Source organism: Rhizobium sp. 22-785-1 (genome assembly GCF_053521965.1).
This window is the reverse complement of the sequence record NZ_JBNWDI010000001.1, coordinates 69,991-89,931: the sequence shown is the minus strand read 5'-3', so window position 1 is coordinate 89,931 and position 19,941 is coordinate 69,991. Positions and strand designations below refer to the sequence as shown.

20 protein-coding genes are annotated in these 19,941 nt (G+C 56.9%); 7 read left to right on the top strand and 13 right to left on the bottom strand.

What is annotated here, in order from left to right; genetic code table 11:
* Nucleotides 1–24: 24 nt before the first annotated feature.
* The 5 genes from ntrX to dusB form a co-directional block, all read right to left on the bottom strand.
* Nucleotides 25–1,389, bottom strand: coding sequence for a nitrogen assimilation response regulator NtrX (gene ntrX, locus ACQZ5M_RS00450; protein WP_296016409.1), 1,365 nt, complete (start codon nt 1,387–1,389; stop codon nt 25–27).
* Nucleotides 1,379–3,643, bottom strand: a complete 2,265-nt coding sequence (locus tag ACQZ5M_RS00445; protein ID WP_296077164.1) for a sensor histidine kinase NtrY-like — start codon at nt 3,641–3,643, stop codon at nt 1,379–1,381. Before ACQZ5M_RS00445 ends, ntrX begins: the two co-directional genes overlap by 11 nt.
* 147 nt (nt 3,644–3,790) lie before the next feature.
* Complete coding sequence (gene ntrC / locus ACQZ5M_RS00440) at nt 3,791–5,242, bottom strand: nitrogen regulation protein NR(I) (protein WP_296016414.1); 1,452 nt, start codon at nt 5,240–5,242, stop codon at nt 3,791–3,793.
* Entirely contained in the window at nt 5,239–6,387 is a 1,149-nt protein-coding gene (locus tag ACQZ5M_RS00435; RefSeq protein WP_449078826.1) for a two-component system sensor histidine kinase NtrB, read from the bottom strand. The genes ntrC and ACQZ5M_RS00435 overlap by 4 nt, the downstream gene beginning before the upstream one ends.
* Nucleotides 6,384–7,400 (bottom strand): tRNA dihydrouridine synthase DusB, encoded by a 1,017-nt coding sequence (gene dusB / locus ACQZ5M_RS00430; protein WP_449078825.1) that lies wholly within the window; start codon nt 7,398–7,400, stop codon nt 6,384–6,386. Before dusB ends, ACQZ5M_RS00435 begins: the two co-directional genes overlap by 4 nt.
* Nucleotides 7,401–7,654: 254 nt before the next feature.
* Between dusB and ACQZ5M_RS00425 the strand changes: the two genes are divergently transcribed.
* Complete coding sequence (locus ACQZ5M_RS00425) at nt 7,655–8,842, top strand: bifunctional 2-C-methyl-D-erythritol 4-phosphate cytidylyltransferase/2-C-methyl-D-erythritol 2,4-cyclodiphosphate synthase (RefSeq protein ID WP_449078824.1); 1,188 nt, start codon at nt 7,655–7,657, stop codon at nt 8,840–8,842.
* Nucleotides 8,839–9,342, top strand: a complete 504-nt coding sequence (locus tag ACQZ5M_RS00420; protein WP_449078823.1) for a CinA family protein — start codon at nt 8,839–8,841, stop codon at nt 9,340–9,342. The genes ACQZ5M_RS00425 and ACQZ5M_RS00420 overlap by 4 nt, the downstream gene beginning before the upstream one ends.
* Here ACQZ5M_RS00420 and ACQZ5M_RS00415 read toward each other — a convergent pair.
* Genes ACQZ5M_RS00415 through ACQZ5M_RS00405 form a run of 3 tightly spaced genes read right to left on the bottom strand, consistent with a single transcriptional unit; the run spans nt 9,330 to nt 10,955 of the window.
* Nucleotides 9,330–9,779 carry a type II toxin-antitoxin system RatA family toxin gene (locus tag ACQZ5M_RS00415; RefSeq protein WP_296016426.1) on the bottom strand — a complete coding sequence of 150 codons (450 nt, stop codon included), beginning with the start codon at nt 9,777–9,779 and terminating at the stop codon, nt 9,330–9,332. The two genes, ACQZ5M_RS00420 and ACQZ5M_RS00415, sit on opposite strands and share 13 nt — an antisense overlap.
* A 9-nt stretch (nt 9,780–9,788) precedes the next feature.
* On the bottom strand, nt 9,789–10,361 hold the full coding sequence (locus tag ACQZ5M_RS00410) for an AAA family ATPase (RefSeq protein WP_449078822.1): 573 nt from the start codon (nt 10,359–10,361) through the stop codon (nt 9,789–9,791).
* 9 nt (nt 10,362–10,370) lie between these two features.
* Nucleotides 10,371–10,955, bottom strand: coding sequence for an AAA family ATPase (locus tag ACQZ5M_RS00405; RefSeq protein ID WP_449078821.1), 585 nt, complete (start codon nt 10,953–10,955; stop codon nt 10,371–10,373).
* Between the two features lie 188 nt (nt 10,956–11,143).
* Between ACQZ5M_RS00405 and ACQZ5M_RS00400 the strand changes: the two genes are divergently transcribed.
* From ACQZ5M_RS00400 to ACQZ5M_RS00390, 3 genes are all read left to right on the top strand, one after another.
* Nucleotides 11,144–11,326, top strand: coding sequence for a hypothetical protein (locus ACQZ5M_RS00400; protein WP_296016431.1), 183 nt, complete (start codon nt 11,144–11,146; stop codon nt 11,324–11,326).
* A gap of 78 nt (nt 11,327–11,404) precedes the next feature.
* The gene (locus ACQZ5M_RS00395; protein ID WP_449078820.1) at nt 11,405–12,136 is read left to right on the top strand and encodes an AraC family transcriptional regulator; all 732 of its coding nucleotides are present in this window, start codon (nt 11,405–11,407) and stop codon (nt 12,134–12,136) included.
* A gap of 73 nt (nt 12,137–12,209) precedes the next feature.
* Nucleotides 12,210–13,142: a DMT family transporter gene (locus tag ACQZ5M_RS00390; protein WP_296100466.1), complete on the top strand. Its 933-nt coding sequence runs from the start codon at nt 12,210–12,212 to the stop codon at nt 13,140–13,142.
* A 32-nt stretch (nt 13,143–13,174) separates the two neighbouring features.
* Here ACQZ5M_RS00390 and ACQZ5M_RS00385 read toward each other — a convergent pair whose 3' ends face one another.
* Nucleotides 13,175–14,902 carry an ABC transporter ATP-binding protein gene (locus ACQZ5M_RS00385; protein ID WP_449078819.1) on the bottom strand — a complete coding sequence of 576 codons (1,728 nt, stop codon included), beginning with the start codon at nt 14,900–14,902 and terminating at the stop codon, nt 13,175–13,177.
* A gap of 223 nt (nt 14,903–15,125) precedes the next feature.
* On the opposite strand from ACQZ5M_RS00385, the gene ACQZ5M_RS00380 reads away from it, so the two are divergent.
* Nucleotides 15,126–16,331 (top strand): AI-2E family transporter, encoded by a 1,206-nt coding sequence (locus tag ACQZ5M_RS00380; protein ID WP_449078818.1) that lies wholly within the window; start codon nt 15,126–15,128, stop codon nt 16,329–16,331.
* Here the strand turns inward: ACQZ5M_RS00380 and ACQZ5M_RS00375 are convergent.
* On the bottom strand, nt 16,328–16,783 hold the full coding sequence (locus ACQZ5M_RS00375) for a GNAT family N-acetyltransferase (RefSeq protein WP_296100468.1): 456 nt from the start codon (nt 16,781–16,783) through the stop codon (nt 16,328–16,330). The genes ACQZ5M_RS00380 and ACQZ5M_RS00375 overlap by 4 nt on opposite strands.
* 205 nt (nt 16,784–16,988) lie before the next feature.
* On the opposite strand from ACQZ5M_RS00375, the gene ACQZ5M_RS00370 reads away from it, so the two are divergent.
* Nucleotides 16,989–17,387 carry a hypothetical protein gene (locus tag ACQZ5M_RS00370; RefSeq protein WP_449078817.1) on the top strand — a complete coding sequence of 133 codons (399 nt, stop codon included), beginning with the start codon at nt 16,989–16,991 and terminating at the stop codon, nt 17,385–17,387.
* A gap of 68 nt (nt 17,388–17,455) precedes the next feature.
* Here ACQZ5M_RS00370 and ACQZ5M_RS00365 read toward each other — a convergent pair whose 3' ends face one another.
* From ACQZ5M_RS00365 to ACQZ5M_RS00355, 3 genes are all read right to left on the bottom strand, one after another.
* Nucleotides 17,456–18,610 carry a DUF2336 domain-containing protein gene (locus tag ACQZ5M_RS00365; RefSeq protein ID WP_449079174.1) on the bottom strand — a complete coding sequence of 385 codons (1,155 nt, stop codon included), beginning with the start codon at nt 18,608–18,610 and terminating at the stop codon, nt 17,456–17,458.
* Between the two features lie 134 nt (nt 18,611–18,744).
* Entirely contained in the window at nt 18,745–19,350 is a 606-nt protein-coding gene (locus tag ACQZ5M_RS00360; RefSeq protein WP_449078816.1) for a flavin reductase family protein, read from the bottom strand.
* Nucleotides 19,350–19,931 carry a nitroreductase family protein gene (locus ACQZ5M_RS00355; protein ID WP_449078815.1) on the bottom strand — a complete coding sequence of 194 codons (582 nt, stop codon included), beginning with the start codon at nt 19,929–19,931 and terminating at the stop codon, nt 19,350–19,352. Before ACQZ5M_RS00355 ends, ACQZ5M_RS00360 begins: the two co-directional genes overlap by 1 nt.
* Nucleotides 19,932–19,941: the final 10 nt, after the last annotated feature.

The window sequence follows — 19,941 nt, the reverse complement described above, 5'->3', positions numbered from 1 at the left end:
GAGAACGCGTAGCGCATGCGCTCATTACACGCCAAGCGATTTGAGTTTGCGATGCAGGGCGGACCGCTCCATGCCGACGAACTCCGCGGTGCGAGAGATGTTGCCACCGAAGCGGTTGATCTGCGCCACAAGATAGTCGCGCTCGAACATTTCACGGGCTTCTCTAAGGGGAAGCGTCATAATGTGCTGGTCGCCCTGCGCGGCGATCTTCGGCAGCATATCGCCGATGTCGGATGGTAGCATGTCAGCAGTGATCGACGTGTCTCCGCCTTCCGGACGCGCAAGAATCATCAAGCGCTCGATATTGTTGCGGAGCTGGCGGATGTTGCCCGGCCAATCATGCGTTTGCAAAACAGCCATGGCGTCATCACCGATCTTGCGAGGGCGAATACCGGCCTGTTCGGAAATCTGGCGAATGAACATATCCACCAGAAACGGTATGTCCTCACGACGCTCGGACAGCGCTGGCACCTTGACCGGAACGACGGCCAGGCGATGATACAAATCTTCGCGGAACAGTCCCTCGGCGATCAGATTTTCGAGATTGAGGGCGGTCGATGAGATGATGCGGACATCGACCTTGACACGCTTGCCACCGCCGACGCGTTCGAACTGCTGATCGACGAGAACGCGCAAAATCTTGTTCTGCGTCTCGCGCGGCATTTCGCCGATTTCATCAAGGTAAAGAACGCCGCGATGGGCTTCTTCCAACGCGCCGACCTTACGCGGCTGACCGGGCAAACCTTCGGTGCCAAAAAGCGCAATCTCCATGCGCTCCGGCGTGATGGTTGCTGCATTGAGAGCCACAAAGGGGCCCGTTGCGCGCGACGACTTCTTATGGATCATGCGCGCCACCAGCTCTTTGCCAGAGCCGGAAGGACCAAGGATCATGATGCGGCTATTGGTCGGCGCCACACGATCGATGGTCTGGCGCAATTGGGAAACAGCAAGCGATGCACCGATCAACTCGACAGCATCGCCGGTGCGCTTCTTCAGTTCCTGAACCTCACGCTTCAGCTTTGAGTTTTCGAGCGCACGCTCGGCGATCAGGATCAGGCGATCCGCTTTGAAGGGTTTCTCGATGAAGTCAAAGGCACCACGCTTGATGGCGTTGACCGCAGTTTCGATATTTCCGTGACCTGAAATCATAACCACGGGCAGATCGGGATGCCTGTTCTTGATTTCATCGAGGAGCGCCAGACCGTCCAGCTTGCTTCCCTGCATCCAGATGTCGAGGAAGATCAGACGTGGAACGCGCTCGGAAATCGCAGCCAGCGCGCTGTCGCTGTCATGCGCCATGCGTGTTTCATGCCCCTCATCCGACAGAATGCCCGCAACGATCTCACGGATGTCGGCCTCGTCGTCGACGACCAGAATATCAGATGCCATATGCCATTTCCTTGTCCGTTTGGCCGCCAACCGCGTCTACACGCGGCAACAGCACCCTGATCATGGCACCATGGCCATGATCGAAATCGGCGGGCGCGTCGTGCAATTCGAGATGACCGCCGTGTTCTTCAATGATTTTCTTGACGATGGCGAGGCCCAGACCGGTGCCCTTATCCCGCATCGTCATATAAGGTTCGAGAATGCGGTGGCGGTTCTCGACAGGCAGGCCCCTGCCATTGTCGATGACGTCCACTACGAACCGGTTGTTCGCCTCGTCGAAATCCGCGCGGACCAGAATGCGGCCCTCGCGTCCTTCTGCGGCATCGATGGCTTCGATAGCCTCCGTCGCATTCTTGATGAGATTGCCGAATGCTTGTCCAAGCATGCGCGAATCGAACATGCCCTCCAGGGGGGCATCGCCAAGCTGTGTCGCGAAGGTCACGTGGCTTGCGCCCATTTCTCTGAGAAAGGTTGCGTCCTTCAGCACGTCACGCAGATCGGAGCGCTCCTTGGTCGGCTTCGGCATGCGGGCAAAAGCGGAGAATTCATCCACCATGCGACCTATGTCACCGACCTGACGTACGATGGTGTCGGTACACTGGTCGAAAATTGCCCGATCATTGTCGTCTATCTGCTTGCCAAAGCGGCGCTTGATCCGCTCTGCCGAAAGCTGGATCGGCGTCAGCGGGTTCTTGATTTCGTGGGCAATGCGACGTGCAACGTCCGACCATGCGGTAGAGCGTTGCGCGATAACGAGGTCGGTAATGTCGTCCAGCGTGATCACATGGGATTCGCGTCCATCACGAGCGTCTTCCCGCGTGACCTGAACACTGAGCGTTCGTTCCTTGCCGCGCCGCATGATGTTGATCTGCTGACGGAAATCGACCCGCCCGGATGCGGACGCCTCTGCTAGGACGTTTTCGATTTCGGGGGCGGCGACGGAAAGCGGTGCGCCGACGAGTTCGGAGGATGGCAGAGCCAGAAACTCTTCCGCGGACGGATTGACGATGGTGATGGTGCGGTTCTCGTCTACACCGATGACTGCCGCCGTCACACCAGACAGCACCGCCTCGATAAAGCGCCGGCGGTCGTCTATGTCGTCTTTCGCCTCGATGATTTCTTCCTGCTGGCTGCGAATTTCCGAAATCATCTTGTTGAAGGTGCGGGACAGGCGACCGACGTCGCCATCGATGGCACGGACCGGCACAAGCACATGCAGGTTGCCAGTCGCAACGCTGTCGGCTGCACTGATGAGCAGACGGATAGGCCGAACGATACGGTCAGCCACCGCGATCGCCGTCCAGATCGCGGCGAGAAGTACGATCAGCGCGAAACCGAGATAGAGAATTGCGAAGGCGATCTGTAACGGCGCACGACCGGATTCCATTGCCTTGTACTCGGCACGGTTTTCCTCCATCAGCCGCATGGCCGACATGACCTTCGGATCGACGGCTCGGACGGTGTAGAGGAATGTCCCGTTGATGCCCTCGAGCTTGATGATCGCGCCTACAAGATTGGTAACACCGGGCGGAATGAGCGTCGGTTGGCCAGCAGCCGCCTTCTGGAGAGCATCAGACGGGATCGCGGGCAGAGGACGTTCCGTCTTTATATCGGCCTGGACGACCGCGTCACCATCGGCCTGCACCAGGAACGCTCCGAGCATGCCGCGTCCTTTCGCCTGGCGCGTCATCAGATCGACGAAACCCGTCCGGTCGAGATAGAAAAGTGCGCGATTACGATCGAGATCGGTCGCCATGGAGAGGGTTTGCCCCTGAAGATAACCGGCATTTTCCAGCATATAGGCCTGAGCGATGTTGCTGGAGGAATCGATGATCGCCTGCGTGCGCAACGCAAACCAGCGGTCTAGACCGACATTAAGCGTCAGACTGGCGAAGATCGCAACCAAAACGGCGGGCGTGATGGCGACTATGGAAAATAGCACCACGATGCGAACGTGCAAGCGAGCAGCAGCTCTACCCTTGCGGCGTGCCTTCAAGAGGCGGCTGATTTCGCGGCCGATAAGATACATCAGCCCGATGACGAAAATCGAATTGATGACGACGGACGCGATCACCACGTTGGAGGTAGGCGCAATCGGCGTCAGGCCCAGCAGCACGATCAGTGTCACGATGGCACAGATCAACGCTACGCCTGCGAGAACGAGACCGGGCAGCGCGAACGACATCCGGCGGTCGGCTATCACCATCCCCGCCGCTTGCTCGTCGGCTCTTCCTTCGGCGACAGGTTTACGCATCGATCATCATTCCTAAGCCGCCGTGATTGGCAGCAACGCCACAGCCCGCATCATTCTTCGCCATTTGCGAATCTATGATGTCTCAGTGTTTTTCAAGCAACAGTTTGTGGCGAAAATGCAACGACGGTGAGCGTATTGTCAATACGCTCAGGTAGTACGGGAGCTGCGATACACGGAAACGCCGAGTTCACGGATTTTTTTCCTCAACGTATTGCGGTTGAGGCCAAGCAAATCCGCGGCCTTGATCTGGTTGCCGCGCGTTGCGGTCAGGGCTGCCAGGATCAACGGGTACTCCATTTCGTGCAGGACGCGGTCGTAAAGACCGGGCGGCGGCAGATTCTCGCCGAAGCTGGAGAAATACTCCCGCATATTCTCTTCCACGGCCTGAGAGATCGTCAGATTGCCGTTGCGGACGGTCGTCCTGTCGATCGGGCTGTCTGGAACATCCGACTGCAGTTCCTGCTCGATGATTTCCCGGGTAATGACTTCCTGCGGGTAAAGCGCCATCAGACGACGGATCAGGTTCTCAAGCTCACGGACGTTGCCTGGCCATGCATAGGCCTTCATCAGTTCCAGCGCCTCACCCTCGAAGCGTTTGCCCTCAAGACCTTCCTTCTCGCCGGTCTGGATGAAATGACGAACAAGATCGGGAATATCCTCAGCGCGGTCACGAAGAGGCGGCAGGCGTAGCGGGACAACATTCAACCGGTAATACAGATCCTCACGGAAGAGACCCTGGTTGATCGACTGTTTCAGATCCTTATTGGTGGCTGCCACGATACGCACATCTGTGCGAATTGGCGTGCGTCCGCCAACGGTGGTGTACTCGCCCTGTTGAAGCACGCGCAGCAGACGGGTCTGTGCGTCCATCGGCATATCGCCGATTTCGTCGAGAAACAGCGTGCCGCCCTCGGCCTGCTCGAACCGACCGGTCGAGCGGTTCTGCGCGCCGGTGAAAGCGCCCTTTTCGTGGCCGAACAATTCCGACTCGATCAGGTCGCGCGGTATCGCCGCCATGTTGATAGCAACGAAGGGACCATTGCGACGCTTGCCGTAATCGTGCAGCGCGCGCGCCACCAGCTCCTTGCCGGTTCCGGACTCGCCGGTGATCATTAGCGTCAGATCCGTCTGCATCAGGCGGGCCAGGACGCGATAAATTTCCTGCATTGCAGCAGAGCGTCCGACGAGAGGCATGCCATCCTGCATATCGTCATCGAGTTTGGCAGGCTTGCGCTTCGGTTCGGAGAGGGCCCTGCCGATGATGGCGATCAATTCTGTCAGGTCGAACGGCTTCGGCAGGTAATCATACGCGCCCTTTTCAGACGCCTTGATGGCGGTCATGAAGGTGTTCTGCGCACTCATAACCAACACAGGAAGCTCAGGCCGCGCTTTCTTAATGCGTGGCAGAAGATCGAAGGCGTTCTCGTCGGGCATCACCACATCCGTAATGACAAGATCGCCCTCGCCCGCCGAAACCCAGCGCCACAGTGTCGCGGCATTGGAGGTTATGCGCACATCGTAACCGGCGCGGCTCAGCGCCTGGTTCAGAACGGTGCGGATAGCCGCATCATCATCGGCCACGAGAATCGTTGCTGTCATGGATTGGACCCTGTCGTGTTCGGTATAATGCTGTCGTCCGGCGCGACCTCGGGAGAGACGGGCATCAGGACGCGGAATGTCGTGCGATGATTTTGGCTGTCGCACTCGATAATGCCGCCATGCGCGCCGATCAACTTTGCCACCAGAGCCAGGCCCAGGCCGGAACCATTTGTCTTGGTGGTGATGAAGGGGTCGAAGAGATGCGGCAGAAGATCGGACGGCACGCCCGGACCATTGTCATGCACACAGAATTCGAGCGGCAGAGAAATGCGCTCTCGGCTGCCTGCGACGGACAGGCGAATGCCGGGACGATAGGCTGTCGTGAGAATAATTTCGCCGTCTTGTTGGTTACCCACCGCCTCGGCAGCATTCTTCACGAGATTGAGGAAGACCTGCACCAGCTGATCGCGGTTTGCGTAGACCGGAGGAAGCGACGGGTCATAATTCTCAGTGATCTTGATGTTGCGCGCGAAGCCCGCCTTGGCCACGGCTTTAACATGATCGAGCACCGAATGGATATTGACCGGAACACGATCCACCGGCCGCTCGTCCGAGAAAATCTCCATGCGGTCAACCAGCGAGACAATACGATCGGTTTCGTCGCAGATCAAACGGGTTAGAGCTCTGTCTTCGTCCGGAACGGAGGTTTCAAGCAGTTGCGCAGCGCCTCTGATCCCGGAGAGCGGATTCTTGATTTCGTGGGCGAGCATTGATGCAAGACCGGTAACGGAGCGTGCGGCAGCACGATGCGTCAGTTGGCGGTCTATCTTGTCGGCCATAGACCTTTCCTGGAACACCACGACGACCGAGCCCGGCTCGCTGACGACGGGCGCGACGTAAAGATCGACAAGCTTGTCCTGGCCTAAGCGCGGCGACGACAGATCGACGCGATATTCATTCACAGGAGCGCGCCTTTCGCGAACCTGATCGATCAGTGCCAGAAGTGGACTGCCGAACGGGATAAGAGTGGAGATCCGATAGCGAGCCAGATGAGCTGCGCTTGCTCCGAAAAAAGCCTCGGCCTCCCAGTTGGCGAAGGCGACGAATCCTTCGGCATTCACCAGAATGACTGGGTTTTGAACGGCGTTCAGAACCGCCGTGGCCAGGAGATTGGTGCCTGGCTCATATGAGTTTCCACCACTCATGCGGCCTTCCTTGCGGCATCGTCGTCGGCGCCGCGCCGAAGTGCGCCGCCGAGCACGGCGATAACCTCGCGCGTGTTTTTCGATGTCATCATAAGCACCTTTTCCTCTGGCGTGGTTGAGGGGGCAAAACGTTCGAGATACCAGCCGAGATGCTTGCGTGCATGACGAAGACCGGCTTCGAGTCCGTAAAATTCCAGCATCATCTCGTAGTGCTCTATCGCGATATCGACGATATCCTGCCGTGCCGGTGGCTCATGGCCGGCCAGAACGGCGGGCAGCCACGGCTGGCCTTGCGCGCCCCGTCCCACCATAACCGCATCAGCACCCGACCGCAGCAAGATCTCGGTCACGTCGCTTTCAGTCTCTACATCGCCATTGGCTATCAGCGGTACGGAAATAGCGTCACGGACAGCGCGAATGGCATTCCAGTCCGCTTTGCCCTCGTAAAACTGCATGCGGGTACGACCGTGGATGGTGATCAGCCTTACGCCCGCGGCTTCGGCGCGCGCTGCAATGTCCGGCGCGTTCAAGGAATTTTCATCCCAGCCCAGACGCATCTTGACTGTGACCGGCACATCGACTGCGTCGACCATCGCTTCAATAAGCGTCAGCGCGTGGTCCGGATCGCGCATCAACGCAGAGCCGGAATAGCCGCCGGTAACCTTTTTTGCGGGACAGCCCATATTGATGTCGATGATATCGGCGCCGTTGTCGGCAGCAATTTTTGCGGCCTCTGCCATCCAGTGCGCTTCCCGCCCGGCGAGCTGAACCATATGTGGCGTCATGCCGGCATTTCTCAGGCGCGCCCAGGACTCGCCCTTGTTTGCAACCAGCTCTCGGCTGGCGACCATTTCGGTCACGACCAAACCCGCACCAAACCGCCAGGCAAGTTGACGAAAAGGAAGATCCGTCACGCCAGACATGGGCGCAAGCACTGCCCGATTTCGGACAGAGACATGACCAATCTTGAATGAGCCTGACAGCGCCGGGAGATGCAATTGGCGATCTTTCATGCAGTTATAAATTTTGCATTATTTTTAGACAGCGTTTCATCGCTTGCCAAGCGCCATCGCACGTTTTTTGCATGTTTTTTAGTGGCGTTAGGCGCAGATTACGCCTGCTTTTGTGAGCCGGCTCGCCAACAGAGACATTTCGTCCCATTAGATCGACATATCTTGGCTGGCCATTCGGCTTTTGAAACGTTAGATCACCCATGTCAATCTGCAACACTTGCAGAAGCGGCATAGGTGAAATGCGGAAATCCAAGATGAAAATCGGTGTCGTCATTGTCGCAGCGGGCCGTGGTGAACGTGCGGGCTCGCCGGAAGAAGGTCCGAAACAATACCGGCCAATCGGCGGCAAGCCGGTTATCGAACATACGCTGAAGACATTCCTCGACTGGCCACGGTCCGCTACCATTGTTGTTGTCATTCATCAGGATGACGCCGCCCTTTTCGCGCCGGTGGCGGTTCGTCTGGCGGCCTCCGATAGGATCAGTGTCGTCACCGGTGGGGCAACACGACAGCAATCCGTTCTTGCAGGCCTCGAGGCGCTGAAAGAAGCAGACCTCGCGCATGTGATGATCCATGATGCGGTCCGGCCTTTCATCAACGAGGCACTTCTGGATCGCATCGCAGAGCGTCTCGACAGCGGTTCAGACGCCGTTCTTCCTGCGATGGCTGTAACTGACACCTTGAAGCGTGGAGATGCCGGCCTGGTGCAAGAAACCGTCTCCCGTCAAGGGCTTTTTGCAGCACAGACACCGCAGGCGTTCCAGTATTCAGCCATACTCACAGCGCATCGCACCGCTCTGTCATCCGGGCGGAATGATTTTACCGACGACGCTTCGATTGCAGAGTGGTCCGGTCTGCAGGTGAGCCTCGTCGAGGGTAGCGTCGACAATGTAAAACTGACTATGAAGCGAGATATTGCCATGGCTGATGAAAAACTCTCTGCTGCACTTCCGGACGTGCGCACTGGCAATGGTTACGATGTTCATCAGTTGGAGGACGGCGATGGTGTCACTCTTTGTGGCATCTTCATTCCTCATGACCGAAAGCTGAAAGGTCATTCGGATGCGGATGTCGCTCTTCACGCTTTGACGGATGCGCTTCTTGCCACTTGCGGTGCTGGCGATATCGGCGATCATTTCCCACCCTCCGATCCTCAATGGAAGGGTGCCGCCTCGCGCATTTTTCTTGAACACGCGGCAAAGGTCGTGCGCGGTAACGGTGGCACGATCATGAATGCGGATATATCGTTGATTGCAGAAGCACCGCGCATAGGTCCGCATCGCCAAGCCATGCGCGAGAACCTGGCAGACATTCTCGATCTCTCGCTCGACCGGTGTTCTGTCAAAGCAACCACCAACGAGACGATCGGCTTCGTCGGACGACGTGAAGGCATCGCTGCCATCGCGACGGCGACTGTGGTGTATCAGAAGAGACCTCTATGAGTATTTTCTCTAACGATATCGAGGAGAAGGCTCGCCAGATCATTGCAGCATATTCTGCGAATGGCCGCATGGTATCGACCGCTGAAAGCTGCACTGGAGGATTGATCGTGGGAGCACTGACCGAAATTTCCGGCTCTTCCGCCGTCGTCGACCGCGGTTTTATCACCTACACCAATGAAGCCAAAATGGAGATGCTCGGCGTAGCGCGAGATACCCTTAAAGCTTATGGCGCCGTGTCCAGAGAGACCGCTCTGCAGATGGCCCATGGCGCGCTATTTCGGTCGCGCGCGCATGTCTCTGTCGCTGTCACAGGGATAGCTGGACCCGGTGGCGGCTCAGCGGCAAAGCCGGTTGGTCTGGTGCATCTTGCCGCGAAGAGCCGCAATGGCGAGTTGATTCACCGCGAAATGCGCTACGGCGATCTTAGTCGCGACGAAGTGCGCCTCGCCACCGTCAACACAGCGCTGGACATGGTTCTGGAACTGTCTCACTCGGCGTAGATCCGGTCGGCGCGCGCTTCGAAGGCCTCGGCGAACATGCGGAATGCGCGGTCAAACATCGAGCCCATCAATGCGCCAAGAAGGCGGCTCTTGAACTCGTAATCGATGAAGAAATACACCGAGCATCCGCCATTATCGGTCGGCTCGAAGCGCCAGCGGTTGTCGAGATAGCGGAACGGTCCGTCGAGATACTTGACGTCGATGGCGCGTTCTTCCGGTTTGAGTAGAACCTGTGTCGTGAACGTTTCGCGAATGGCCTTGTAGCCCACCGTCATATCCGCCACCAGCAAGGTCTTTCCGTCGCGCTCCTTCTTGGAGCGCACCGTCAACCCATCACAAAGGGGCAGAAATTCTGGATATTTCTCCACATCGGCGACGAGATCGTACATCCGGTCGGGAGAATGTTTAACGAGGCGGCGTGTTTCAAATTGCGGCATGCGTCGGAATTAAGGTGCAGTCTTCATAAGATCAAGGAGGCGGCGCGCTTCGCCCCGCGATTTTACCTGAAATATTGGCACTTGAGGACCGTAGAGGTCGAAATTACGTTCGAAGATCGGCGCGTGGCGTTTTTCGAATGTCCAGATGTAGGTCAGGAATTCTAGGTTCGGCAATGGTTCGGGACAACCTTCCGCCATATCCGACCGCACTCGTCCATAGTTGCGCATGACGCGACGGGCGACGCCTGCGAGGCAGATCATACGTGGCAGACGCATCCAGATCACGATGTCCGTTCTCGGCAAGCGGACATCGAAAGTCGAGGGATTGCTTCCGTCCAGCACCCAGCGGTCGCGTGCGACTATATGGGTTATGATGCGATATTGCTCAGATTGATCGCGTTGCCTCCAATTCGGCAGCCAGCGGACATCGCGATCGATCGAGAAATACTCGCCCCCAAGAATCCGGACCACTGCCCGCGACAGAGTGGTCTTTCCTGCACCCGACGACCCGACAACCAGCACGCGGGATGCGCGTCGCAACAAGCTCGCCGCACTGACGACATCATTGATATAGTTTGGCACGTTTGCCCCCTAACCCTCCTGCGTCATGCCGATTTCCAAGTCCAGATCACTCAAGAAGCGATTTGTCTCCCGGTAGCTCTTCAGAACAATAACCGGTAAATCTCTGCGCGCAGCTTCAAGGTGGCGAACGATTTCTGGCGATTCGGCCCTTTCGAAGTTCCAGATGTAGGACAGAAACTTTGCATCAATTTTCTCCGGACAGCCTTCGGCCATTTCCGGGCGTACCTTGCCGCGGTAACGGAGCCAGCGCTTCACAACGCTGGTCAGAGATACCAGACGGGGGAAGCGCAACCATATCACGGCGTCCGCTCGCGGAAGACGAAGAGGCAAGGTGCCGGGGCTGTTGCCATCGATGATCCAACGATCTCCAGCGACGAATGCAGACATGCGCTCGGCAATTTCCGGACTTGGTCTCAGCTTCCAGCCAGAGAGCCAGAAAATATCACGATCGCACGAGATATGTGGCAGTCCAAGGTGACCAGAGAGGTGGCGGCTCAGCGTGCTCTTGCCGTTGCCGGAGCACCCCATGACGAGAAGACGGCGGGAGGCTTTGATGATTTGGGCGGCCTCTCTTGTGTCGTTGACGATGATCATCCTCATCACCCCTGCATAGCTGTTCTTAGAAAATCGCTATTGCAACCCTACTGGGCGGATTGCTATTAAATTAGAACATTGTTTGCAGCCATGAGATGCAACCGAGCCAAACTTCCAATTTGGCGCGGTTTCGTGTCTGGCGCGTTTTCCAACCACAAACGGACCTATCGGTCCAGCCGAGAGACACGATGGACGACTTCTCCAACATCATCAACCTTCTCGAATCCGCAAAGCAACTCGCTTCGATGAACAGCATGCCTGTACTGGCTTACCTTATCGATGTGGCGAAATGCGAGGCGCGGGAAAACAAACCGGTTCTGCGCAAGCGCAAACGCGGCGAATCGACGGTCAAGCAGGAAGCCGGAGCCTGAGCGCCTGTTTCTGTCGTCGAAGCATCGTGTTAGAAAGTGGCCTCAAGGCCACTTTCGTGTTTGAGGGGGAGGAAGTCCATGCAAGCCGCATCCGTCGATCTTCGCTCCTATTCGAAAGAATGGCCTGAGGAGCGCCACGCGTTCGTACAGATAGTCGTGCCACTATCTGGCTCGATGGACATCGATGTCGGCGGTCTGCAGCAGCGGCTTTCGCCTTCCAAGGCTGTACTGATCAATGGCAACGTCAAACACAGCATCGTCACTTCTGACAATAACAGATCGCTTATCGTCGATCTGAACGAATGTTACGTCCCGGAAGCGACGCTTGCAAAGTTCAGCAACAAGCCATTCATCGATCTGACGAGCCGTTCAGCATCAGTGGCGCGCCATATGCGGCGATCTATTCATGATGGAGAATATGATCGCTCCGCAACGAGGCTGTGGGCCGAACTTCTGGTCGGCAGCTTTACCGATGAGCGGATGGACGTTGGCGCTCGCCTGCTGACGCTGAAAGCGCTGATCGAGATCGACCCTTTCAAAAACTGGACGGTCGAACAGATGGCGTCACAGGTAGAACTGAGTGCAAGCCGTCTCCATGCGCTGTTTCTCGAATACTTCGAGGCAACGCCGCATGCACTGCTTTCGCAGTCGCGCATGAAAAAGATCTGTGCCCTTCTCTCCAGCTCCAGCCTGCCGATTGCAGAGATAGCAGCGCGAGCGGGGTTTTCCGACCAGACCGCGCTGACCAGAGCCATGAAAAAACTGCTCGGCACCACACCTGCCGCCTATCGGCGCACCATGAATTCCTGACGTTCAGGAGTTTATGTCAAGACAGTCTCCGGCGCCCATGGCACACCGCTCGCCATCAATGCGAGGGCATGGCATGAACAAGACAGGCTTGGGGCTATTTTACGGAATGCTTGCGGGAGCGCTATGGGGTGGGATTTTTCTTGCACCCAAGCTCATCCCGGCAGGTTTCACACCGTTACAACTCTCGACTGCGCGCTATCTCACCTACGGCATAATTGCGCTTGCGCTGATCGCGCCGAGGATCAAACGCGTCTCCGCGCAGTTCGGTCGAGCAGAATGGACCGCCCTGCTTTGGCTCAGTCTCGTCGGTAACCTGCTCTACTACGTTTTCATCTCCACCGCTGTTCAACTGAGTGGAGTCGCCTTCACATCGATCATTATCGGCTTTCTGCCTGTGGCAGTCACCATCATCGGCAGTATGGATCACGGCGCAGTCTCGCTGAAGCGCCTTTGGCCATCGCTCTTGCTGGGTGCAGTCGGTATCATCGGGATCTCCTGGCAGTCGCTGATGCATGACGGCACTGCGCTCGATGCCCGCAAACTCATTGGGTTGTTAGCAGCCATCGGCGCACTGGCATCCTGGACGGCTTTTGCGGTCGGCAACGCGCGATGGCTCATCCGTCTCCATGCCGTCAGCGCTGATGAATGGAATTTGATGACGGGCGTCGTCACCGGAGGGCTCGCGCTCGTTCTCGCCATACCGGCCTTCGCTTTCGGTGGCATTGCTCATCCCCGATCTGACTGGGCACAGTTCACGATGGTCGCAGTCGGCCTCGGCATTTCAGCCTCCATCTTCGGCAACGCGCTGTGGAACCGCATGAGCCGGCTTCTACCACTCACCATGGTGGGACAGATGATTTTGTTCGAGACCTTGTTCGCTCTACTCTACGGTTTCCTATGGGAAAACCGTGGGCCGACGCCGATAGAGAGCATCGCAATCGTCTCCGTCGTGCTGAGCGTTTTGCTTTGCATGAGGGCCCATAGACCGCAAAAAGTTTCCGAGTGAGGACGATCGTCCTGCATTGATCGTTTAGCAGACTATGCGATCAGACCGGCGCCGAACTGAGCCTCATAGAGACGGCTGTAAGGCCCCCTGGCCGCAAGAAGCTCTTGGTGATTGCCGCTTTCAGCGATTCCGCTCGTATCCACCACAACGATACGCGACGCATCTCGTATCGTTGCAAGACGATGGGCAATAATCAGCGTCGTGCGTCCTTCCGCCAGTTCTCCGAGCGACTGCTGTATCGCACGTTCTGTTTCAGTATCGAGTGCGGACGTCGCTTCATCCAGAATGAGAATAGGCGGGTTCTTCAGGAACATGCGGGCAATCGCAAGCCTTTGTTTTTGTCCACCCGAGAGCTTGACGCCGCGCTCACCAATCACCGTATCCATCCCGTCGGGCATGGCGTCGATCACTTGATCCAGATGCGCCCGCTGCGCAGCTGCCCAGATTTCCTCGTCGCTGGATCCGAGACGCCCATATTCTATATTCTCGCGAACGGTGCCGCCGAACATGAACACATCCTGCTGGACGATACCGATCTGGCTTCGCAGGGAAGCAAGCGTCATCTTGCGGATATCGATGCCATCGATGGTGATTGCGCCTGCCGTCACCTCGTAGAAACGCGGTAAAAGTGAGCACAAGGTCGTCTTGCCCGCACCCGATGGGCCGACGAAGGCAACCGTTTCCCCGGCGCGGATCGTCAGATCAATATGGGACAGAACCTGCTTACCGTCGGCGTAGCCGAAGCTGACGGCATTATAGACGATATCACCCCGAAGACACGGAGCATCAATCGCGTCCGGCGCATCTGCAATGTCCGGCTCGGTATCGATAAGCTCGGTGAAGCGGCGGAAGCCGGCAATACCTTTGGGATAGGTTTCTATGACGGAGTTGATCTTCTCGATCGGGCGAAAGAAGACATTGACCAAAAGAAGGAAGCTGACGAAGCCGCCATTGGTCAGATCGCCCTGCAACACCAGCCAGGCGCCGCAGATCATGATGACCATCTGTGTCAGGCGCATGCTCATATAGCTCAGCGAAGTGCTGGCCGTCATGATCTTGTAGGCATCCAGCTTGGTACGGCGGTAGCGCTGATTGTCCTTCTCAAAAAGCGCACGCTCATGGTTCTCATTGGCGAAGGCCTGGACCACGCGCATCCCGCCGACATTTTCTTCAATGCGGGCGTTGAAGGCCCCGACACGACTGTAAAGCGCGCGAAAATTGTTCGTCATGCGCGTGCCATAACGGCTCGTCACCCACGCCGTCAGAGGCACGATGACAGCCGTGATCAACGCCAGAGGTACATTGACGGAAAGCATGAGCAGGAAGGCGCCGATAAAGGTCATGACCGCAATGAAGAGATCTTCCGGTCCGTGATGCGCAACCTCGCCGATTTCTTCCAGGTCTTTCGTCAGGCGCCCGACGAGATGACCGGTCTTCTGGTTATCGAAAAAGCGGAACGAGAGCTTCTGCAGGTGGTCGAAGGCTGCACGGCGCATGTCGGTTTCGATATTGATGCCAAGCATATGTCCCCAATAGGTGACAGTCGCCATGAGGCCAGTATTGAAGATGTAGACGAGCAGCAGGCCGCACGATGCTGCAAGGATCACCGGCCAGTTCGAAGCAGGAAGCAAGACATCGACAAAAAGCTTCACCGCCATGGGAAAGCCGAGTTCGAGAAGACCTGAGAAAACGGCACAGGAAAAATCGAGAATGAAAAGCCCTCGATAGGGGCGATAGTAGGCGAAGAATCGACGCAGCATAATGGGTAGGTCCAGAACGAAGCAGTAAACCTCTACGGTTGTAAATGCGCTCGTTCATTCTCACATTCATGTCAGAAGTCCAAGCATGCTGCTCAAATTTTACCAAATTCGTTCAATATGTTTTGCGACGATATAAAAGCATAATAACGGGGGAATAGATTGCACCCCACATCTTACCTGTGACAGTGTGACCTGCTGCACTGGGAATGCGAAAGAGACGAGAGTGAACAAAGCCGACAATCATCATACGGATGGAGAAACACGATGGTTGGGTGCTGCCACTCCCACTCGTAACGCGCTGGTACCGTCCATTTCTGCGGCGCGATGGCTCCTGCTTCTGACTGTCGCAGCAGGCATCTACTTTTTCTACGGCTTTTTGTTTCCCGTGCTTGCCGCACTCGTTATTGGCTTTGCGAGCTGGCCGATCTATCGACGATTGCTCAACAGAGTGGGAGGCAACACCACTGTCGGCGCGACGATCGCCATTTTGCTGATCATCGCCTTTCTGATCGTACCGATTGTCATCGCCGCTTCTTATACGGCGGGTGAAATACGCGAATGGTTCGGATGGGCGGTGGAGGTCAATAAGACAGGCGCTCCGGTGCCTGAATGGATCGCGGCACTTCCAGGCGTCGGCCCATGGTTCAGTGAACAATGGACCCGTTACGTCGGCACGCCTGGCGCCATCGGAGAGGTCATCCAGCTCGTCAGCGGCGCCAATATTGGCAATATCTATCGTGCCATCGTCGCGGCAGGCAACGGCGCCTTTCACCTCGTCCTCACCCTCCTCTTCATGCTGATCGCGCTTTTCTTCGTCTATCGCAACGGGGAAGGATTTGCCCGCCAAGTCGATCTCGTTGGGGAACAAATCCTGCCCAATCGCTGGGAGCGCATTTCACGCGTGGTTCCTGCAACGATCAGCTCGACCGTGACGGGCATGACTCTGATCGCCATCGGCGAAGGTATCATCCTTGGTATTGCCTACTGGATTGCGGGCGTCCCCTCGCCGGTAACTCTTGGCGTCCTTACAGGCGTTATGGCGCTGATCCCCGGCGGCGCGCCGCTGTCCTTCACTCTGGTGTCCATCTATCTGCTGGCGAGCGGCTCTCCTGCGGCAGGTATCGGGCTCTTCATCTGGGGCTCGGTGGAGCTCTTTATCGTCGACAAGACCATCCGCCCCCGGCTTGTGGGCGGTCCGATCAAGCTTCCGTTCCTGCCGACCTTTTTCGGCCTTGTCGGCGGTGTCAAGACCATGGGCTTTCTCGGCCTGTTCATCGGTCCCGTGCTGATGGCGCTTCTGGTGGCTGTATGGCGCGAATGGGTCCGGGAGGCAGAAATTTCGGCAAGCGAGCCAGTGGTCGTTCATGATGTGTATGAGGAGGAGCTGGAAGAACCGGCTCCCCTGCGCAAGTCGGTCAGCTCGGTTTAAAACCTCAGTTCCATGAACATGCTGAGCGGATCAGGCTTGTAAGGCGGGAATGGTTCTATCTCTATGAACCCGGCCTTGCGATAGAGGTTAATCGCCTCCGGTTGACTGATACCTGTTTCGAGCCGGATTGCCTCAAGCTCAAGCTCACGGGCCCTCTCGACCAGAGCGTTCATCATCAGCTTACCGATGCGAAGTCCGCGCGCCTCAGGATCGACGAACATCCGCTTGATCTCTGCCGTGCCGTTTCCTGCCTCCACGAGCGCGCAGCAGCCGACAATCTCGCCGTCATTTCGCGCCACTAGAAAGGATACGTTAGGCTGTTCGAGAGCCTCGAGATCCACAAGATGATTGCTCTCCGCCGGGTAAAGCGACGCCATATAGGCATTCGACAGATCCATAAGGCGGGCGATTTCAGGCTGGCGCGGCGATTCCAGATTAATGTCCACAGGCATGCTATTTCCGTTATGGCTTAAGCATCGGCCTGAAAGTCGCAATCGATTTTCAGAAAAGCCCATGCGTAGATTTAAAAATGTAAGGCGGCCTTTGTGCGTCCGGGTTGGACTCACAGCGCGCTAGGTTATGGTCATCACAATAAGACTGCAATCTTCGTGAATGACGCGCTGAATAGAACAGCTCTTTGCGCAGGAGAAAACCAAAATGCGAACCGCCATGGTCTTGATGACAATTCTTGGCTGCGACGATACGGCGTCGGATTGCCGCTACATTGCAACGCCGCAACAGCGATGGACGAGCATCGAGCTTTGCGATGCGGATTCGGAGAAGCAACTCGGGCAGTTTACGAATGTAGCGTATCCGGTTGTCGTTGCTGTTTGCCAGATGCCGGACGTTCCCGTCCAGCAGGCAACCACCGGACAGGACGCCCCGCAGGCGGCCGAACCCAGTGATGCGCAGGAAGAAGAGAACCTCGCCCAACGTGCCATTGGGCGCGTCAAGAAGATCCTTCCATCGACAGAGGGCGTAAAGCAAGTTTTGGGCAAACCGGTGCGGATGGTCGAGGACAGCTATTCTTGGATCGCCAGACGGCTTTCCAGATAGATAGATGGAGTGCTTGGGGCGGATCTACCAAACACTGCCGAACACTCCCCCGACCGATCGGCTAACGATCAAGCGGCCTCGGCAATCATGTCCTGCGCAAAGGATCTTGCTCTCTGGCGCTGATCGACAATTTGCAGCTTTTCGACCATACCCAGCATTTCACTGAGCGCCGTATCGCTTTCGGATTGCGAAAATTTCTCAAGCAGTCGTGTGGCGACCTGCTGGACCGCACCGCCGTAAGGCATTTCGGCAGCCTGTCGCCACAGATGCGTCGCCTCGATGAAAACATCGAGAGTTCTGCCAGACAGGCCGCTCGACTGGAACAGCGCCCTGACCGCGTGGTGCCTTCCGGTTGCGAGGATCGAGCGAACGCGGCGCTCCTCGAGCCCAGACAGGTTGGAGATGGCCCCGGCAAAGAAATCGAGCTTTCCGGTGCAGAGAAGTTGAAGAAGAAAAGCAGGCGTCAGCTGGCTTTGCTGGCGCAAGTGCTCTACCAGCGATCCAATATCCTGACCGCGAGCATCGCCGGCAATCAGCGTCATTGCTGCGTCCGTGGCATCTCGGATGATTTGTCGAGCTCGTGCGACGCTGATGACATGGGTGATGATGCCAGCCGATACCAAAGCCTCACCCACCTGAAAAACAAGAGCATGGCGAACATCCGCTGGCAGATCGTCTCGCTCAAGCAGAAGATTACGGATCTGTTCGTCTTCCTTGAAACGGTCACAGACACGCCGGATGGAAAATGCCGTCATCTGTGCCGATCCGCTCTCGAGCATGATGGCAACTTCGCACGCACCGCCGATTTCAGAAAGCGCTGCGCACGCTCCGGGGGAAAGATCAGCCCGGGCGGCGACCATGGATCTTGTGACGGAGGAGCCTCTGCCGATCAGATCGACGAGATCGGTCTCGCTTAGAACAGGCGAATGAAGAATCACTATACACGCGATCTCCGCCTGATCTTCGGCCAGAGCGATTACGATAGGACGTGGCGCATTTTCAGACGATGAGAGAGCTTCTGCCAACGCCTGACGCACTTTGGGCGACGGATCGTCCAGAAGATAGGACATTGCCATGTAAGCGCCTGCCCGCTTCTCAGTTGGCATGGTGCCAGTGACATAGGCCGCGCCCAGAGCCTTCGCAGCCTTTGCTCTGTCTCCAGCGCGCGCTTTATCCGTCCAGCTGAGAAATGCCTCTACAACCACCCCTGCACCCCAAGAAATGTTTTCTACGACCCTGCGGATATCGAGGCGACTCGTTAGCGAACCGCCTTTTGACTTCCATGGGTAAAACCTAGGGAGAAAAGGTTTACGATTGGTTCACCATGTTCTTTAACCATGATGAAGCCTGGGATTTTTCAGGCCTTGGGTCGAGCAAGTTGGAACACGTCGGAGCCCCCGTCGGCATAATCCATGTAGCCCATTCGGGCGACAGGGCGCGCAAGCGACATATCGATGCGTCCTTCCTGGATGATCGCCTCATCGATATGGATGCCCATCACCTGGCCAAAGACCAACCAGGAATTGACCGGCTGACCTTCGACATCATTTGGCTGTACGATCTGGGTGACCCGACACTCAAGCGCCGCCAGAGATTCTGCGACAAAGGGGGCGTCTACCACCTCTCCCATGCGGGCGGTGAGGCCGGCCAACTCGAATTCATTGATCGTATAATCAACGGGGGCCGATGATGCATTCATCCTGTCAACGAGATGGCGACTGACGAGGCTAGCCGTAAAAACGCCGGTTTCTCGGACATTGCGTAAACTGTCCTTCTGGCCGCTCGACGAGAACACCACCAGTTTCGGCGTGTCCGAAATGGCGTTGAAGAACGAATAGGGCGATAGATTCAGCGTACCGTCGCTTCCTTTCGAGCCAATCCAGCCGATCGGGCGCGGCGCGACGATGGCTTTGAAAGGATCATGTGCCATCCCGTGCTGGTTTGTGTCCGTTGTATAGAACATCAGGCTTCCCCGACCCAGGTGACCACCTCGCTCAGGTCCGGGCGCGGTCGTTCGACAGGAGGGAATGTCGTCGATCCGACATAGATCAACCCGGCAACTTTCTCCTCCTCACCTACGCCCATTTCGGGAAGAAAATCGAGATCATACGAAACCCATTCCGTCAGCCAGTTGGCGGCGTATCCATGCGCGTTTACCGCCATGAGCAGGTTGAGGCAGACGGCACCCGCTGACATGATCTGCTCCCATTCGGGAATTTTCACATGTGGCCCAGCCTCACTGACGACCGCTATTACAACCGGCGCTCTGGTAAAACGTGTTCTTTCAACGGATTGGAAATCCACACTCAGTTCAGGGTTTTTCTTGAGTGCCAAAGCAAGGGCCGCCTCGCCCAGCCTTTCCCGCTCGTCACCGCGAATGACGACGAACCGCCAGGGTGCAATCTTGCCGTGATCTGGAACACGGACAGTCAGACGAAGAATCTCTTCGAGTTCCTCGCGGCTTGGCCCTGGCTCGGTCAATTGCGGCGCCGGCGTCGAGCGCCTTACGTTCAGATAGTCGATGAGCTTGATGTCAGTTTTCATGGTCACACCG

Bases quoted from the DNA above. Each gene is read 5' to 3' on its own strand.
- ntrX (WP_296016409.1), bottom strand. From the start codon at position 1,389: ATGGCATCTGATATTCTGGTCGTCGACGACGAGGCCGACATCCGTGAG.
- ACQZ5M_RS00445 (WP_296077164.1), bottom strand. From the start codon at position 3,643: ATGCGTAAACCTGTCGCCGAAGGAAGAGCCGACGAGCAAGCGGCGGGG.
- ntrC (WP_296016414.1), bottom strand. From the start codon at position 5,242: ATGACAGCAACGATTCTCGTGGCCGATGATGATGCGGCTATCCGCACC.
- ACQZ5M_RS00435 (WP_449078826.1), bottom strand. From the start codon at position 6,387: ATGAGTGGTGGAAACTCATATGAGCCAGGCACCAATCTCCTGGCCACG.
- dusB (WP_449078825.1), bottom strand. From the start codon at position 7,400: ATGAAAGATCGCCAATTGCATCTCCCGGCGCTGTCAGGCTCATTCAAG.
- ACQZ5M_RS00425 (WP_449078824.1), top strand. From the start codon at position 7,655: ATGAAAATCGGTGTCGTCATTGTCGCAGCGGGCCGTGGTGAACGTGCG.
- ACQZ5M_RS00420 (WP_449078823.1), top strand. From the start codon at position 8,839: ATGAGTATTTTCTCTAACGATATCGAGGAGAAGGCTCGCCAGATCATT.
- ACQZ5M_RS00415 (WP_296016426.1), bottom strand. From the start codon at position 9,779: ATGCCGCAATTTGAAACACGCCGCCTCGTTAAACATTCTCCCGACCGG.
- ACQZ5M_RS00405 (WP_449078821.1), bottom strand. From the start codon at position 10,955: ATGATCATCGTCAACGACACAAGAGAGGCCGCCCAAATCATCAAAGCC.
- ACQZ5M_RS00400 (WP_296016431.1), top strand. From the start codon at position 11,144: ATGGACGACTTCTCCAACATCATCAACCTTCTCGAATCCGCAAAGCAA.
- ACQZ5M_RS00395 (WP_449078820.1), top strand. From the start codon at position 11,405: ATGCAAGCCGCATCCGTCGATCTTCGCTCCTATTCGAAAGAATGGCCT.
- ACQZ5M_RS00390 (WP_296100466.1), top strand. From the start codon at position 12,210: ATGAACAAGACAGGCTTGGGGCTATTTTACGGAATGCTTGCGGGAGCG.
- ACQZ5M_RS00385 (WP_449078819.1), bottom strand. From the start codon at position 14,902: ATGCTGCGTCGATTCTTCGCCTACTATCGCCCCTATCGAGGGCTTTTC.
- ACQZ5M_RS00375 (WP_296100468.1), bottom strand. From the start codon at position 16,783: ATGCCTGTGGACATTAATCTGGAATCGCCGCGCCAGCCTGAAATCGCC.
- ACQZ5M_RS00370 (WP_449078817.1), top strand. From the start codon at position 16,989: ATGCGAACCGCCATGGTCTTGATGACAATTCTTGGCTGCGACGATACG.
- ACQZ5M_RS00360 (WP_449078816.1), bottom strand. From the start codon at position 19,350: ATGTTCTATACAACGGACACAAACCAGCACGGGATGGCACATGATCCT.
- ACQZ5M_RS00355 (WP_449078815.1), bottom strand. From the start codon at position 19,931: ATGAAAACTGACATCAAGCTCATCGACTATCTGAACGTAAGGCGCTCG.